This window comes from Candidatus Wallbacteria bacterium (assembly GCA_028687545.1).
Classification (GTDB): Bacteria; Muiribacteriota; JAQTZZ01; order JAQTZZ01; family JAQTZZ01; genus JAQTZZ01.
Window position 1 is genome coordinate 1 of record JAQTZZ010000048.1, and the last position, 15,736, is coordinate 15,736.

Below are 15,736 nucleotides of genomic sequence, written 5' to 3' on the forward strand. Positions count from 1 at the left end.
CATCGGGTTTGCTCCGAAGTGACTGGTGGATACAATCATTTCGGCAGACCCGATGTTTGCTTTATGAGAGGGTTTGCGGGGAATTTATGAAAGGCTTAACCGATGACGTATGTAAGAGCCTTTTGAATAATTTTGCGAACTATCAAGTTACTGGAAGATTGGATTATTCATTTGATTATGATGAAGTTTGGTCTAGAAAATGCACTGAATTTCTCACCATAACCGAAGTCGAAGCAAATTATAATTCACTTGATGAGATAAGATTATACTTTTATCAAGGCGTTTTTGTGTGTTCTACGTTGTTAAAAATGTTTGAATCAGATCCAATAACTAAGGAATCATTTTCTAAACCTCGATATGAAATCATCCAAATTGAAGATAGAGCTGGAATTCTTAATAAATTATAATGCGGGAGCAGATTAGAGTCGTGTCTTGGGAACAGATAGGGACCGTGTCTTGACAATTGACAATGGTTGAATAGAAACGACATACAGAAATGCTGGGGTTGAACGGAAAAGAGGGAATGGTATGAAATTCAGTGAACTTGTCCGGCTGTTGGAGAATAATGGTTTTATCTTGATCAAGGAAAAAGGTTCGATCAGATATTAAGGGGAAAAAGAAACATGATCGATCTTCAGTATTCTCTCGTGATTGAAGCCATGGAAGACCCCGAGTTTTTCGGATTCTATTCCACTGACCTGGAAGGATTTACAGGCATCGGCCATTCTGTGGAAGACTGCATTTACAAGGCAAAATGGGGAATGCCTGAACACATTGCCTTGTTGAAAGAACAGAACCTTCCAGTACCGCAGGCAAACCCGAATCCGCAGATCATTATCCGCAACGAAAAAAAAGCAGCTTGAAAACTAGCGAGGCCATCCATTTCATCAAGCAGTATCACATGGGCTGAATTACACAGCGAGGAATTGCTAGCGGACTGGGATCTTGCCAGTAAAGGCGAAACGCCTTTTAAAATCGAACCTTTGAAGTAAGGAGCAACCATGTACCCAGGTGTCAAAACAGTGAAAGCATTGCCTGATTACAAACTTCAACTTACCTTTGATTCCGGTGAACAGGGAATTTATGATGTCAGACCTTTGCTTGAAAAAGGCCATTTCAAAGAACTCCGTGATATAGCTCTTTTCAATTCCGTCAGAATCAGCTTTGACACCGTGGTATGGAGCAATGGAGTGGACCTCTGCCCTGAAATGCTGTATGAAGACAGCATGAAGATAGAGAACAGATAGGGACCGTATCTTGACAGGCTGTTGACAATTGACGATGCCCGAATAGAAACTACCGATTCACTTTTTCCCTGCACAGCCGAATTGCTGATCGAAATATTCCTGGATCGATTTCACGATTTCCGGTTTTCTCTCCACGAAATTGACCTGATGGGCTGAATCGATGTCCACATAATACCAGTTGGTGGAGCCGAGCAGGGCTGTGCTTTTATCTGTAATGATGATCTTGTCATGGGAAATCACCTGAGGATCGTCGAAGCGGATCTCTGTGATGCCTTGCTTTTGCAGAAATTCAGAGCTTTTGAGATTGGCCATCGGGGAAAAGCTGCCGCAGTAAACCATGCACTATGCAACGGCAAAGTTTTCAGCCCATGGCGTTGTACTTTCAATCACTCACACCGAAAATGTGATAGACTATGTAGAAAAGCCGCAAAGAAATGCATGTGGTGAAAACTAATGACTGCTCAGAATTTTCAGTCGGAGATTGTTATGGCTGTCAATGAACCCGGATTCCGCCGTATGACAAGCTGGGAACTGGAAATCATGCAGAAACTGATGGAGCCGGATTTTCCTGGCAGGGACATCCTCCGGCAACAGTTGAAATCGGCAACAGTCAAAACCATTGACGAGAATAGCAGTCTCGGGATCAAGTGCAATACTGCGGAAAAGGCTGTTGTGCAAAAAACAGTTCCAACCGAAGGAGAATATCAGGATTCAGACGGAATCTCGGTCCATATTCTGCTGCATGTTATGAATGGCGAGATTCGTGAGCTGGAAATTTACAAGGATGACGGAACGGCAATTTCCGAACTGGCCAAACCTGCTGAACTAAAAGTTCTGATTCTTGATTCTTAAAATCCTGGACTGCAAATAAAAATGATTGTGAGTAAGAGGAAAATCTGTTGCGAATGCATTCTAATCTCTATAAAGCAGTTCTCGTAACTCCTGAAGACGCTCCAAAATTAACATTTAATGGAAGTAATGAGATTAATACTATAAAAAAAGGGCATTGATGAACCCGATGAGTTTATGAAATTATACAAGATGAAAAAGATCATGGGGCTTGAGTCTGTGACAGAGCGGAAAAGAGGGAATTTTTGACAACAGGCACATAAGTCTTTAAAATTGGATTACAGGAGCTTCAATGGCAAACGGAATTTATAAGAAAACACTTTATAACCAGAAAAATAAGCTTGTTATAAATCTTTCTGATGATTTCATCAATAAAATGATCGAAGTACTGATAATTCCTACTGATGCAAGACAATCATCCAAAATCAAAGTTTTTGACGAAATCCCGGAATCATTTCACAATCCTGTTAAATTAAAGGAAATCAAACTTTTTTCCAGGGATGAAATTCATGAACGGTAGAGTTTTCATCGACACCAATGTTCTGGTATACGCAGTTCTGGAAAGCGAAAAGGAAAAACATTCCAGAATTCTCGATTTTTTCTCAGGCCTAAAAAAGAAAAGAATCTTCATCTCATATCAGGTGATCAACGAACTGTATTTCGTTCTGCTCAGAAACAAAATCCATGAAGAAGCGATAGAAGTGTTCATAGATGATGTAATTGCCAAATTCAACGTGCTTCCAATGGATATCACGACAATCAAAAAAGGATGGCACCTCAGAAAAAAATACCGTCTGTCTTACTGGGACAGCTTGATCTGTGCCTCAGCCCTGGATGCAGGATGTAGGATTGTCTATTCTGAAGACATGCATTCAGGAATGAAGATTGAAAAATCCTTGGTGATTATCAACCCATTTGAAACTTGAAAGCTAGCGAGGCTATCCATTTCATCAAGCAGGCATTATTAGCATTCAAAGATGAAACCTGCGATCTGAATCACTTTTTCCCTGCGCAGCCGAATTGCTGATCGAAATATTCCTGGATCGATTTCACGATTTCCGGTTTTTTCTCCACGAAATTGACCTGATGGGCTGAATCGATGTCCACGGAATACCAGTTGGTTGAGCCGAGCAGGGCTGTGCTTTTATCTGTTATGATGATCTTGTCGTGGGAAATCACCTGCGGATCGTCGAAGCGGATCTCTGTGATGCCTTGCTTTTGCAGAAATTCAGAGCTTTTGAGATTGGCTTCGTTGATGTCCCTGTTGAAGCTGAGAGCGCTCTGCTCCAAAACCACCCTGACTGCCACCCCGCGTTTTGCCGCTGCAGAGAGAGCCTGGAAAAGTCTGGCTGTATGCGACTCAGGCTTGTCCACAGGATATGCGAACAGATAGGTAGCCACGCAGATCTCTTTTTTGGCGGATTCGATTATTTTCAGGGCCTGCTCGAAAAAGAGCCGGTCTGTGATCATTAGCTCGTCTGAGTCGCCGGCCTGAACATTCACATCCATGCTGCTGTCCCTGATCAGGCTGTCCAGATATCCGGCCAGCGCTTTGCCGATCTTTTCCGATTCCAGGAATAGATTGGATTCATTGTTCTTTGTCATGGAGGTTGTGGTGAGATTTGTGGAGCCTGCCAGCACGAATTTTCCGTCAAATACGCAACACTTGGCGTGCGAGATCCGCTTACTGGAATCAGAAAAGACTTTGATCCCGCTTTTTTCCAGAATTGCCTTGGTCTGAATGTTGTTTTCGCAGACCCCTTTTTTGTCCCCTTCCAGAAAGATGCTGATTTCAACGCCTCTCTGATGAGCTTTGATCAGGGAGTCGATGATCCGCTGATTCAGTTCGCCTTTGCTGGAAAAAGAGTACTGGCCTGCGATAATGGATTTTGAAGCCTGATTGATCAGGGAGATCAGGACTTCCGGGTATTGTTTGTTGAAAACAGGTGTATTGGGGCGGACAGGCACTGCGGCCTGGGAGCTGAAACAGAAGCATGCAGCCAGCATAAAGATCAGAAATCTGTTCAGAACATTTAAATTACCTGAGTAAATGATTCCCATCTTTCCATGCTATCCCTGCTTGAAAAAAATGTAAATAGAGATTGATGCAGAAATCCCTGGTGACTGAAAGGGATTGACTTACAGGTAAAATGCGCTACAATCAATTCAGAAAAGGAAGATTCTGCGATTTGGAAATTCATGAAGGGGGATTTGCGATGAGATTTTTTTTAGCATTGATGCTTATTTCCATTTTCTGCCTGCTGGCAGGAACTGAAGATAACCGCCTTTTTACAGCCATCAGCCAGGGAAAAGTCGATGACGTCAAACATGCCCTTCTGCAGGGCGCAGATCCTGAGGCAATCAATCCTGATACAGGATGCACTCCGCTCGCAGCTGCAGTCAGAACAGGAAACAAAGATGTTGTGGATCTTTTTTTCCTGATCGAGTCCAATGTCAATCTGAAGGACAAGAAAGGCCTGACTGCACTGTATCACGCCATTGCAGCTAAAAAAATCGGCATGGTCAAACTGCTGCTGGACCACAAGGCTAAAATCAATGAAGAGGACAATTCCAAAGTTACTCCTCTTATGTATGCTGTCGATAATGACCAGCTGGAAATAACGAAACTGCTGATTGAAAAGGGTGCTGACCTGAATGCCAGAGACAAGAACGGCACCACAGCCCTGATCTATGCAGTGGCCCAGCAGAAAAAAGAAATGGTGAAGCTCCTGCTCGAGCGGGGAGCTTTCAAGCACTATGTCGACAACTTCGGAAACGATGCTCTTAAAATTGCGACGCAGTTGAAAAATAAGGAGATCATACAGCTCCTTACTCTGAGGAAGGACACAACCAAACCCCAGCAGAAAGATATTCAGTCACTGTATCTTTTCAAATAAAGGAAAGCTTCGGGATTTTCGAAGAATGCTGCTGTATTGCATTCTCAATCTGTTTAAGATAATTTATCTGTAAAATAATCAGGAAGGTGATATGCTCAGACTTTCAGCGATTCTGATTCTAGTCATCCAGTTCCAGGTGTTTTCAGCTTCTAATTCATCAGAAATCCAGGTTAAAAAGATCGTATCAGAGAATTCAAAAGACATAGTTCTGAACATTGAGCGGATTGGAGAGCAGTTTCTGGGGCGGCCTTATGATCATCACGGCCCGCTTGGGGAAGGGAAAACTGGTAAATATGATCAGGACCCGCTCTGGCGGCTGGACACTTTCGACTGCACCACATTTGTAGAAACTGTGCTGGCCCTGTCCATTTCCGGAACCCTGCCAGAATTCGAAAAAAACATGGATAAGATCCGCTATGAAAACGGGAAAGTCTCCTATGCCACCAGGAACCATTTCCCCTGCGTGGACTGGATCCCCAACAATCTGAAAAACGGCCTGCTGGAAGACATCACTGAGATCGTGGCAGGGCCGGGCAATTTCAAATTCGCGGAAGGCGAGATCGACAAGAAGCACTGGTATCTGATGAAGAAAAAAGACGAAATCAAAGTCCCAAGCCTTTCCGGATCAAAACTTAACTCCCTTCTGATCTCGCTGAAGCAGGAAGGGCTGGACTTCAAACCTCTTAAACCCCATCTTCCGTATCTGCCACTGGACGTCTTACTGCCTGTCCTGTCCCAAGGCCCTGGAACAGGAGAAACCTATACAGTTGAGACTTCCATTCTGGACAGGATCCCATCAGGCTGCGTGATCAACATCGTGCGCCCATCCTGGAACCTCAGGAGCGCATGCGGAACTCTGATGAATGTCTCGCATCAGGGATTCGTGATCAGGAAGAATGGGGAAGTTCTGCTGAGGCACGCTTCCTCGAACGGTGCAGTGATGGAGCAGAATCTGACTGATTATCTTCTTAAGTACCGCAACAGCCCGACATTGAAGGGAATCAATCTGCTCTCTGTGAAAGCGCAAGGCTGAGTGCCATTCTGATGAGACTCTACAAAATCCTTTGTTCATTGAAAGAAGTTGGTAAGTCCGTAGCTGTAACAAAACCACGGAGGGTTTTGTTACAGCTACGGGTATGTTTGTATGTTTGTATGTCGGGAAATACGATATCGCTGTTGATCGCCTGTCTTATGACAATACCCTTGCTTGGAGCAGAGACCAAGTTGACACTGTCCGACTGCATACACAGGGCAGTGCAGGCCAATCTCACCCTGCAGTCCCAGTCCCTGGAAAAGCAGCAGAAAAATCTTGACCAGAGGATTGCAGCCAAGGTCTTCATTCCTGTCTTTTCAATGGATCAAAGTTTCCAGAGCGGCTCTAAGCTGAGCGATATTTATACTGTCTCAGGGAAGCTGCATTCATCAACCCGGTATTCACTCAAATCCGGGGTTGACAGGGCGGGTACCATAGATTATAAAACAGCCTCATTTGAACTGACTGAGCCATTGCTGAAAAACTTCGGCCGCAGAGTCGCAGACCTGGACCTGGAACTGAGCCGCATCGACTATCGGATTGCAGTGGAATTGTTCAGGGATGAACTCAACAGCTTCATCCGCACTGTAGCTGATAACTATCTGAATCTCTGCCTGGACCGGCAGATCCTGGTGATCCAGGAGAAAGCCTATGACAGAGCGCTCAAGCAATACGAAGACACCAGGCACGATATCGGGAACGGGGTACTGGCTGAGCAGGAAATATATCTGGTGGAAGAAAATCTGATCAGTTTCGAATCAAAGAAAAAGGATGCTTCACACAATATTGTTATACAGGAAATGGAGTTGAAAAGGATCCTGGAAATTGGAGTGGCAGACGAAACCAGCCTGATCCCAGTCGATTCGATTGAAGAAGCAATAAGCCCAGGCTTGTTTTCCGATTCCTGCCACAAGATGCAGCTCGATAATCCAGTCCTGAAAATCAAGAACCTGACTATGGAAAAATCAAATAAAAATTACGATTATTATCAGAACATGCTGCTGCCTGAACTGAATCTTTATTTCAAACGCTCTGTCAGCTGGCCGGACAGCACAACAGGATCAGGCAGAGATGCAAGTTCCGATTCCGGTTTTTTCATGGAACTTCCTTTCTCCAATGCTCCGGACAGGTCCAGCCTGGATAAATCAGAACTGGACAGGGAGATCACCAGACGGAACTTTACTGAAGAAAAGCAGTCCCTGGACTATGAACTCAGAAAGCTATTCAGCGAAATCGAGTATCAGCAGGGCAATCTGGCCCTGCGTAAAAAAGGCACACTGCTGGCCGAGAAAAAGCTGGAAGCTGAAACTGAGAAATACAGAAACGGCATTTCCACACTCGCGGATGTAGTGCTTTTTCAGCGGGAGTTCGAATCAGCTCAGATTGATGAAAAAAGCATAGCAGTACAGCTCTGCAAGCTGTTTCTGAAGAAGCGTTATCTCGAGGGAACTCTGTACCAGGATTACGGTATTCAATTGATGGACATTAACAGCAAATTGTAAATGTTAAATTTTAAAATTTATTTTACAGCACATACGAGCCATGATTAAAATCGAGAACATCCATAAGAATTACAGGGTCGGACAGGTTGACCTTGAGGTGCTGCGTGGAATTTCGCTCAGCATTACTCAGGGGGAATTCGTTTCCATCATGGGGCCTTCCGGCTCCGGAAAATCCACACTGATGAACATACTGGGATGTCTGGACACTCCGTCATCCGGAAAATACTGTTTTGAAGGCCGGCCTGTGGATGCCATGGATGACGATCAACTGTCTGACATCAGGAACAGGACAATTGGCTTCGTGTTCCAGTCCTTCCATCTGATCAAATACCTGACAGTGGCAGAAAACGTGAAGCTGCCCATGGAGTACCTGAAAATCGACGATCAGACAGCCGAAGAGACTGCAGGGAAATGGCTGGACCTGGTTGGGCTCAGCCACAGGACCGCCCATCTGCCTGCCCAATTGAGCGGCGGCGAGCGGCAGAGGGTGGCGATTGCCAGGGCCCTGGCAAATGACCCTAACTTGATTCTGGCAGATGAGCCTACTGGAAACCTGGACAGCAAATCCTCGTTCGAAATCATGCGGATCCTGAAAAATCTGAACCAGGAACTCGGCAAGACCATAGTGATCATCACTCATTCCGAGGAAGTCGCGGGCTTTGCAGGAAGATCGATCAAAATCAGGGACGGCCTGATTTGTTGAAGCATCTGACGGTTTTACTGCTTTTGTTGACCGTTGCGGTGTATTGCTCCGATCCGGCCGAATACCAGGGTGCGATTGTTCCGCTGGACTTCATTCCGCTGATGGCTCCTGAGAATACATTGAGAACTGCAAACTGGATGAGTTCCAGTAATGGGATTAAGCTTGAATCCATACAGCCTGAAGGGAAGCCTGTGAAAAAAGATGAGGTTATCGCCGAGTTTGAATTCGGATTTGATGATGTTAAGGGTTACATGCAGCATGATCTGGACAGCGTAAAGGCGCGAAAAGAGAAAGAACTGCTGAAACTCGCCAAAGATATCTCCGAAATGATGGTGCAACTTGAGAAAAACCAGATTCTTACAGAGATGGCGTTTCTGGAGACCAGGAAAAAATCCCTGGTGGCAGTAAACAAGCAGAAGATCATTGAATACAATTACAGGCAGCAGGCAGTAGAAAAAGATGCGCTGGAGCAGAAATTGACTGCAGCCCGGAAAAATTACTCAAACCGGGAAAAGTACTATAATGGAATGATCAAAGATATGGAAATTCAGCAGCGCATAGTTGATGATACTCGCATAAGATACACGGTGAAAGCACCTGCTGATGGTGAACTTTATTATCCGATTCTTTCCACTAAGAACAAGAAAGCCGCTGCAGGTTCAGGAATGGATTGCGGCACTCATTTCCTGTCAGTAGTGACATCCACAAAATCAGAGCTGATTTTCTATCTCCCGGAAAATGACTTCAGCCTTGTGAAAGTCGGGGATCAGGTCACCTTGATCACTGCAGCAGGGAATTTTACTGCCACTGTACATGCAATCAGCTGTTTCCCGAAATTGATGGGCGATGTGCTGAGCAATTATTCTCTTCCTGACTCCTGGGAAAACTGTTTCGTGGTGAAAGCTGCACTGCCTGTAAATAAAAACTCCAAGCCGATATTGGAAGGAAATGTGAAAGTGAGGCTTATGAAATGAGGCTGGCATCATACATCAAGGGCAGCATGACCCAGTTCAGGCTCAATCTGATCCGGACGCTTCTGACATTGCTCGGTATCATTTTCGGGGTGGCGTCTGTGATCGCCATGCTCACTATCGGGGAAGGCGCGCAGCGCCAGATTATAAAGAACATCGAAAGCATGGGAGCGAAACTTGTGCATATCGATGCAGGCAAAGTGGATGATGCCAAGATTTCAGAGATAGTCAATGATTCGATCGGACTTTCGCAGAAGGACGTGGCTGCACTGTTGGAAGTGATCCCCATGCAAGGCAGGGACGTGGCATATCATGTGCGGGCGGACATCAGGGTCACCAGCTTGCCTGCCCAGGCTCAGGAACTCGGAATCTATGCTGTCAGCGATAACTTTGTCGGTGTGATTGAGGGCGTGATCATGGCTGGCAGAAATTTCACAGTCTGGGATTTTTCATCTTGTGCATCTGTAGCAATTATCAGTCGAAGTTATGCAAAAAGGTTTTTCGAAACCCCGGAAAATGCACTGGGAAAATCATTCCGGATGAACTACAGATGGTTCCAGGTCATCGGAGTGCTCGGGGAAAAGTCCTTGGGTGGAGCTGAAAAATCCCTGCCTGCCAGTCTCGGCAAGTATGACTCCTCGATCCTGATTCCTGTCACAACCTATCGGGAAAAAATCATGCCTGAGAAAACCTACTCAGGAATCGACAAGATAATCATCAAGGCCAGGGATCTGATGGAAACGAGCGAATTGAAGCGTATCGTCGGAAAAATACTGGCTGTAACACACAACAGAATCAATGACTATGAGATCACTTCGCCCCAGGAAATTCTGGAACAGAAAAAGACGACACAGGCGATCCTTAATATTGTGCTGTTCAGCATTGCTTCCATTTCGCTGCTCGTAGGCGGAATCGGAATCATGAACATCATGCTGTCAAATGTGATGGAAAGAAGGCATGAAATCGGCATCAGAAGGGCGATCGGAGCCAGGAAAAAGCAGATCATGATCCAGTTCCTGCTGGAATCAGTGATCATCTGCCTGATCGGTGGCTTGAGCGGCATCGTCCTGGGCATCGTCAGCAGCCTGGTCATTCTCTATTTCACCAGGATTCCGGTGGCTTTTTCTGCAGCCCCGATTTTCCTCTCCTTTGGGATCGCCTTTGGGGTCGGTGTTGTTTTCGGCATTTTTCCCGCCAGGAGAGCGGCGGAAATCAATCCAATCGAGGCTTTGCACAATGAATGAAAAACTAGTTTTCAGCGTAATTCTATTCTTTTTTTTGGCTGGATGCAGAAGTGAACTAGCCGACAGAATGTATTCTACCGCAAATTCTGGAGCGCTCAGTCAGGAAACTATCTGTTATGGAGTTCTCCGGGCAAAGGACAGCACACCCATCCATGCCCCTAAAGTATCAGATTCAAACTACTTGACTGTAAAAGAGGTGCTGGAAGAAGGCATTATCGTGAAAAAAGGCGACAATGTGCTGACCATGGATGATTCCCAGTTTCAGAAAGATCTGGAAACTGCTAAGAATGATCTGGACACGGCCAGGGCAGAGCTGGAAAGCGAGAAATTCGACCTGGAGAACAACAGAGTGATGCTGGATCTGGACATCAAGCGCAAGGAACTGGCTCTGGCCAAGGCTAAGCTTTCAGTAGTGGACAACAGCGTGCTGATTTCCAAGGTCGACCTGGAAAAAGCCAAACTGGAAGTGAAAATGGCAGAACTGGAGCTGAACCAGGCCAATGAATCCAGGAAGGATTTCAACAAGCAGTATGACGCGGGTCTGAAAATGAAAACCCTCAGGGTCGAGACTGTAGAAAAGAAAATCAAAAATCAGCAGGAAAACATTACCAATTCTATGATCAAAGCCCCCAGAGAAGGCGTTGTTTTCAAGCCGTTTGTAAGATTGAACAATGAGACAGGCAGAGTCGAGAAGGGCAAAGTAATCAGCCCCGGAGACAAGCTGCTTGATATTCTGAACCTGGGTTCTTACGAGGGCGTCATCTATGTTACACAGAGCGAAGTCAGGTTTCTGAATCAGGGCGACAGCTTGTCTGTGAGCCTGACAGCTTTCCCGGAGAAGAAATTCAAGGCAGTGGTGCTGAGCAAGGCCCAGTACCCACAGACCAGGAATGACAGGCTGGGCAGGAACGACCCGGAAGGCTACCTTAAGGAATACGAGGTCATCATTGAAATCGGGGAAAATGATCCAGCTCTGAAACCCGGGATGAGCTTTAAGGCTGAGATCACTTCCATAATCGCCACAGAATGTGTCTATATTCCGAACATTGCGATCGGCAATGATAAAAAGGGCAGCTTCGTGATCTCGGAAAAAGGGAAAAAATACCTGACACTGGGAAAGTCGTCCCTTAACTTCACTGAAGTGAAAAGCGGACTCAGTAAAGGTGAAAAGATCCAGTTGGACAATCAGACCGGATCAGGAACTGCAGCTCAGTAAAAAAAATACCCGCTTGTGGCGGGTAATCAAGATTAAGTAACAGGAGAGTTACTGGCCAAGCAACTGCTTGTATTTTGCGTAGACTTTGTCTTTGGTGGAATTGTCGACGCGGTAGGCTTCAAGCGGAGATAAAGAACCAGCCAGATTCGATTCCATCCAGCTCACCCAGGATTTTTTGTCACTGTACATGTCAATCCGGTTGTGGGAGCTTGTGAAAGCACTGCCTGTATCGTGGGCGAACCAGTATCCGTCGTGGGTTTCACCGTTGGGCAGCTTCAGGCCCCTGGTTTTAGGAATGTAATACACACCGCCGTATGGCATTTCCTTCCTGTTGACTGCTAAAGTATGGAATGATACCACCCAGTTACCGCTGGCTGTGATGCCTTTACATCCGCCGGGCAGAAGCTTGAAGCAATAGTTATCATCCCAGTTCACGCAGCGGCCGTCATTGAGTGTGCCGCTGCCTTCCATGCAGAGTGCAGAATAGAATTTGCCGCAGACAGTGGCGATAACCGTGCCTGACGCTGTCTTGAGTTTTTTGCTGCCTCCGCCTGAGTATTCATTTTCCCGGACAGTGAAGTAATAGGTCGGTTTCTGCTTGTCGATTTTGGTGAAAGCTCCGAGATTCGGCTGGATGTCGCTTGCACGTATATCCCCTGAATAGTCGATGATTTCATTGCCTGAGGCCAGCTGGCTCTCGTGGATGTAACCTTCAATGCCGTTCACTGACGTATGATAGAAGCTTCCTGATATACCGCTGACGCTAAGTTTCTCTCCGCCGCGGATAAAAGTCATGCCTGACATAAAGTCTGCACTGCTGTAAAGGCTGGCCCCTTTCGCAGCCGCGATGTACTCAACCGTTGAGGTAAAATCCTCAGTCCTGGCTTCAGAAGCCCTCTCGAGAGCCAGCTCGTAAATCCTCAGACCCTTTTCCTGGCCGCAGGACTCGAAAAAACGCTTGAATAATGGAAGCTCTGTCCGGCTTTTGTTCTGCACAAGATAGCGGTACACTTCGGCTGCCACGTCGGATTCCTGTCTGAGCAGCTGTTCGATGCGATAGGCCAGTGTTTCTTCCGCCTGGTACAATTCATCAAGGTCGGCGGGGTCGGCAGCTCCCTGTTCGACTGCAGCCTGCAGGGCTATTCTAGACCCTGAGCTCGAGGCGTAATCGTCCAGCATCGACTTGATGCCTCCTCCTGCCTGCAGGGGTGAAAAACTGGAAAGGACTGCGATGGATAAGATGATGATCAACTGATACTTCATGCTGCACCTCCACTTGCTCTTCCTCTTCCTTACTGTTGATTATAGGCAGGGGGAGACTGAAGTGAAGTTGCAAAGTGCAGCAAGTTGCTGCAAATCGGGAAAAGCAGCCAAATGGCCAGTTAATTCAGAAGGACGCAGTAGTTGACAGAGGCACTGAAGCAACAGCCGCACGAATCCTCAGTATTCAGGATGAAACGAAAGGCATCGTCAGGGTCCAGGATTTTTCGCAGGCGGGATACTGTGGAGCGGAATGTGCTGGCATCGGTTTCAGGTTCGAAATTCCTGTTCCAGAGATTGAGATAGAGATAATCAGCGCTGAGTTCTGTCCCTGGGACTGAAACCAGCTCCTGCAGCAGCTTCGCCAGTACCCTTTTCCTGAAGATCTCGATTTGATTTCCGTCTACATATACACTGGGACTCGTAAAATCCGCGAAAAACTCGAAAGTCCCGGCTTGACTGCGGATTGATTCCGCTTCATCAGCACTGATGTATTCTGTAGGGTTATCTCTGCGGAGAATTCTGATCTTCTTGGGCTCTTTAAGTTTCTGATCCAGCCAGGAATTGTCCTTTTCGATCAATTTCCTGGCTTCAGAGTTTATGGAATCCAGGTCCACCCTGTAGAGGCTGAAATAATCCCCTGCCTTGTCTGCCTCGCCAAGCTTTTCCAATACTGTTCCCATCAGAAAATTGAAAGTCGTGTAAAGTGCCGGACATTTGCCCTGGAAAAGTTTTTCGACAGTACGCAGTTTCTCCAGAGCTTCTCTAAAACGGCCCATCACGATCAGCAACTCGCAATAGGAATCATTCGCTGTGATTTTCCAGCCAAAGTCTTCACTGGCGTCGATCGTTTCCAGGGCTGTCAGAAGATAGTGCTCTGCTGTCACTGATTCCCCGAGCCTCAGATAGGCTATGCCGATGTCTGCCTGATGCTGTGCAATTTGAAGTGAATGGTCGGAATATTTACAGAGTTCAATACATTTGAGGTGACAGTCGATGAAATTCCGCAGATCCCCGGCAAGATAGCTGAGAAGCGCGAGACGGCCGTAAGCTGAAATTTGAAGCGCAGTATCGCCGTTCTTCTCTCCTATCTTTAAAATCTCCTTTGCCATCAGGGTCGATTCAGCAATTCTGCCCAGCATCATCAGATAATGCCCTTTTGAACTCAAAAGATTCCCTAATCCGGAAGTTATCCTGTTTTTTTGCATCAGTCCGATCGCCTGCTCTAATTTTTCGAAAGCCAGCCCGAAATTTCCGGAATACCCTGAAAGCCTTGCATAGGACACATGATATCTGATGCGCGCCATTGGGTTGTCCGTAAATTCCTGCATCAATGGCAATTCATCCAGAATTTTCCGTGTTTTTTCTGATTCTCCTGAATCCAGATGACACAAAGCGATCTTGTTGAGCAGCAGGAATCTCTGCTTCTGGTCTCGGGTCTGACTGAGAATCTTATTGTACAGGGAAATCGCTGATTCGCTGTTGTCTTTGTAGTATTCGACCCCTGCGCTGAAGTATTGACCATAAAATCCGCTGAGGCCTGCAATTTCCACCAAAGCTTCAGGGAATCTGCGTTGCAGGACCAGCTGGTCGATCAGGACAGCCTTCAGATCCTGCACCCGATAATTGCAGTTGGCAATTTCGCTCCTGATGATCTCAATTAATCCCTGGAATGCTTCCTGTAAAAAAAGATTCGCAGTACCGAAGTCTGCCAAGGCGTCGATGGCTGTATGCCTCTCACCGGCACTGGTGTAATGGTAATAAATCTCTTCCAGATAGACAGGTTCCAGGCCAAACCTGCTGCGCAGCAAGTCCGCCGCTTCTTTATGGAACTCGCTGAGCTCGGATTCCTTTATCTTCCCGCGGATGAAATTCTTCAGGATCTGCAGCAGAAAAATCCTGCCGTGCAGGTCGAATTCCGCCAGACAGAAAACCCTGAGTTTTTCAAGCACAGCGGCTGTGTCATCTTTGGCAACGTCCCGGATTATCTCCCGGTCAGCTGGAATGCGCAGGACGCAGATCAATTTCAGGATCCGTCTGAAGCCTTCGGCCAGGGAGTCCCAGGCCGGCCATTCCAGAAGATTACCCAGCACGGTTTGAAGATTTTCGCCATTCTTCAAATCTATCAAAGTCAGGCCGCCCTGCATGAGCTTTGCACAGATTGCCTTGATCGAAAAGGGGTGACCCTGGGTTAACCTGAAGACGGTTTGTTTTGCATCCGGGGCCGGCGCTTCCAGACCCTGGAATTCAAACAGGGAATCGATCATCACTCCTGTCTCCTGCTCAGACAGGCCAGGCAATACGCAGGTGAAGATCTCGCCCTTGGTTTCCAGGCTGGTGCGCGGCCTTTCCCTGGAGAAAACCACCAGCCCGCCGGTCCCGTAACCAGCTGCTTTTTCGAACAAGGCGAGCGCTTGGCTTTCTGTAAACTGGAAGTCATCGATGATCAGCGTAACGCTTTTTTGAGCCAGGAAATCAAGCAGCTTTCCGGGTTCGGAAAAGGTCTGCGCTTGCCCTTTACCGGTATAAGGCAGAAGGGCTTCAGAGAGAGAGCGGTAAAAATCGGAGGCTGACGTCTGCCTGCAGTCGAGCTTCACTGCGTTTTTCCTATTCTTCAAAATCTCAGCTTCCAGGGCTTTCGCCACCCAGGTCTTGCCTGATCCGGCCAGGCCTGAAACGCAGATGCAGCAAGAACCGGCAGTTCTGTCCATCAGTTGTTTGATGAATTCGGTTCTTGAGGCAGTCTGAAAATTCTTTTTCATATCTCAAATGATAACCTTCAGGATCAGAAATCTCAAAAAGAAAACGGCCGTT

Annotated in this window: 17 protein-coding genes; 13 read left to right on the plus strand and 4 right to left on the minus strand. The window is 46.6% G+C overall.

Features of this window, described 5'->3' with window-relative positions:
• The 3 genes from PHW04_15135 to PHW04_15145 all read left to right on the plus strand — a co-directional run.
• On the plus strand, nt 1-407 hold a 407-nt coding region (locus tag PHW04_15135), incomplete at its 5' end, for a hypothetical protein (protein ID MDD2717221.1).
• A gap of 216 nt (nt 408-623) precedes the next feature.
• Nucleotides 624-863 (plus strand): type II toxin-antitoxin system HicB family antitoxin, encoded by a 240-nt coding sequence (locus PHW04_15140; protein ID MDD2717222.1) that lies wholly within the window; start codon nt 624-626, stop codon nt 861-863.
• Between the two features lie 138 nt (nt 864-1,001).
• Nucleotides 1,002-1,247 carry a DUF2442 domain-containing protein gene (locus tag PHW04_15145; GenBank protein MDD2717223.1) on the plus strand — a complete coding sequence of 82 codons (246 nt, stop codon included), beginning with the start codon at nt 1,002-1,004 and terminating at the stop codon, nt 1,245-1,247.
• Nucleotides 1,248-1,304: 57 nt separating this feature from the next.
• Here PHW04_15145 and PHW04_15150 read toward each other — a convergent pair whose 3' ends face one another.
• Entirely contained in the window at nt 1,305-1,586 is a 282-nt protein-coding gene (locus PHW04_15150) for a phospholipase D-like domain-containing protein (GenBank protein ID MDD2717224.1), read from the minus strand.
• 147 nt (nt 1,587-1,733) lie between these two features.
• On the opposite strand from PHW04_15150, the gene PHW04_15155 reads away from it, so the two are divergent.
• From PHW04_15155 to PHW04_15165, 3 genes are all read left to right on the plus strand, one after another.
• A complete protein-coding gene (locus PHW04_15155) occupies nt 1,734-2,099 on the plus strand; it encodes a hypothetical protein (GenBank protein ID MDD2717225.1) in 366 nt (121 codons plus the stop codon).
• A 289-nt stretch (nt 2,100-2,388) separates the two neighbouring features.
• The gene (locus PHW04_15160) at nt 2,389-2,616 is read left to right on the plus strand and encodes a hypothetical protein (protein ID MDD2717226.1); all 228 of its coding nucleotides are present in this window, start codon (nt 2,389-2,391) and stop codon (nt 2,614-2,616) included.
• The gene (locus PHW04_15165; GenBank protein MDD2717227.1) at nt 2,606-3,022 is read left to right on the plus strand and encodes a PIN domain-containing protein; all 417 of its coding nucleotides are present in this window, start codon (nt 2,606-2,608) and stop codon (nt 3,020-3,022) included. Before PHW04_15160 ends, PHW04_15165 begins: the two co-directional genes overlap by 11 nt.
• A gap of 70 nt (nt 3,023-3,092) precedes the next feature.
• Here PHW04_15165 and PHW04_15170 read toward each other — a convergent pair whose 3' ends face one another.
• Nucleotides 3,093-4,157 carry a phospholipase D-like domain-containing protein gene (locus PHW04_15170; GenBank protein ID MDD2717228.1) on the minus strand — a complete coding sequence of 355 codons (1,065 nt, stop codon included), beginning with the start codon at nt 4,155-4,157 and terminating at the stop codon, nt 3,093-3,095.
• Between the two features lie 155 nt (nt 4,158-4,312).
• Between PHW04_15170 and PHW04_15175 the strand changes: the two genes are divergently transcribed.
• From PHW04_15175 to PHW04_15205, 7 genes are all read left to right on the plus strand, one after another.
• The gene (locus tag PHW04_15175) at nt 4,313-4,993 is read left to right on the plus strand and encodes an ankyrin repeat domain-containing protein (GenBank protein ID MDD2717229.1); all 681 of its coding nucleotides are present in this window, start codon (nt 4,313-4,315) and stop codon (nt 4,991-4,993) included.
• A 91-nt stretch (nt 4,994-5,084) separates the two neighbouring features.
• On the plus strand, nt 5,085-6,026 hold the full coding sequence (locus PHW04_15180) for a DUF1460 domain-containing protein (GenBank protein MDD2717230.1): 942 nt from the start codon (nt 5,085-5,087) through the stop codon (nt 6,024-6,026).
• Between the two features lie 119 nt (nt 6,027-6,145).
• A complete protein-coding gene (locus PHW04_15185; GenBank protein ID MDD2717231.1) occupies nt 6,146-7,528 on the plus strand; it encodes a TolC family protein in 1,383 nt (460 codons plus the stop codon).
• Nucleotides 7,529-7,568: 40 nt separating this feature from the next.
• The gene (locus PHW04_15190) at nt 7,569-8,231 is read left to right on the plus strand and encodes an ABC transporter ATP-binding protein (protein MDD2717232.1); all 663 of its coding nucleotides are present in this window, start codon (nt 7,569-7,571) and stop codon (nt 8,229-8,231) included.
• A 26-nt stretch (nt 8,232-8,257) separates the two neighbouring features.
• Nucleotides 8,258-9,205, plus strand: coding sequence for a hypothetical protein (locus PHW04_15195; GenBank protein MDD2717233.1), 948 nt, complete (start codon nt 8,258-8,260; stop codon nt 9,203-9,205).
• On the plus strand, nt 9,202-10,446 hold the full coding sequence (locus PHW04_15200) for an ABC transporter permease (protein MDD2717234.1): 1,245 nt from the start codon (nt 9,202-9,204) through the stop codon (nt 10,444-10,446). Before PHW04_15195 ends, PHW04_15200 begins: the two co-directional genes overlap by 4 nt.
• 181 nt (nt 10,447-10,627) lie before the next feature.
• The gene (locus tag PHW04_15205) at nt 10,628-11,662 is read left to right on the plus strand and encodes an HlyD family efflux transporter periplasmic adaptor subunit (GenBank protein MDD2717235.1); all 1,035 of its coding nucleotides are present in this window, start codon (nt 10,628-10,630) and stop codon (nt 11,660-11,662) included.
• Nucleotides 11,663-11,710: 48 nt separating this feature from the next.
• Here PHW04_15205 and PHW04_15210 read toward each other — a convergent pair whose 3' ends face one another.
• Both PHW04_15210 and PHW04_15215 read right to left on the minus strand, forming a co-directional pair.
• Nucleotides 11,711-12,925, minus strand: a complete 1,215-nt coding sequence (locus PHW04_15210; protein ID MDD2717236.1) for a 3D domain-containing protein — start codon at nt 12,923-12,925, stop codon at nt 11,711-11,713.
• 119 nt (nt 12,926-13,044) lie between these two features.
• On the minus strand, nt 13,045-15,684 hold the full coding sequence (locus PHW04_15215; protein MDD2717237.1) for a hypothetical protein: 2,640 nt from the start codon (nt 15,682-15,684) through the stop codon (nt 13,045-13,047).
• Nucleotides 15,685-15,736: the final 52 nt, after the last annotated feature.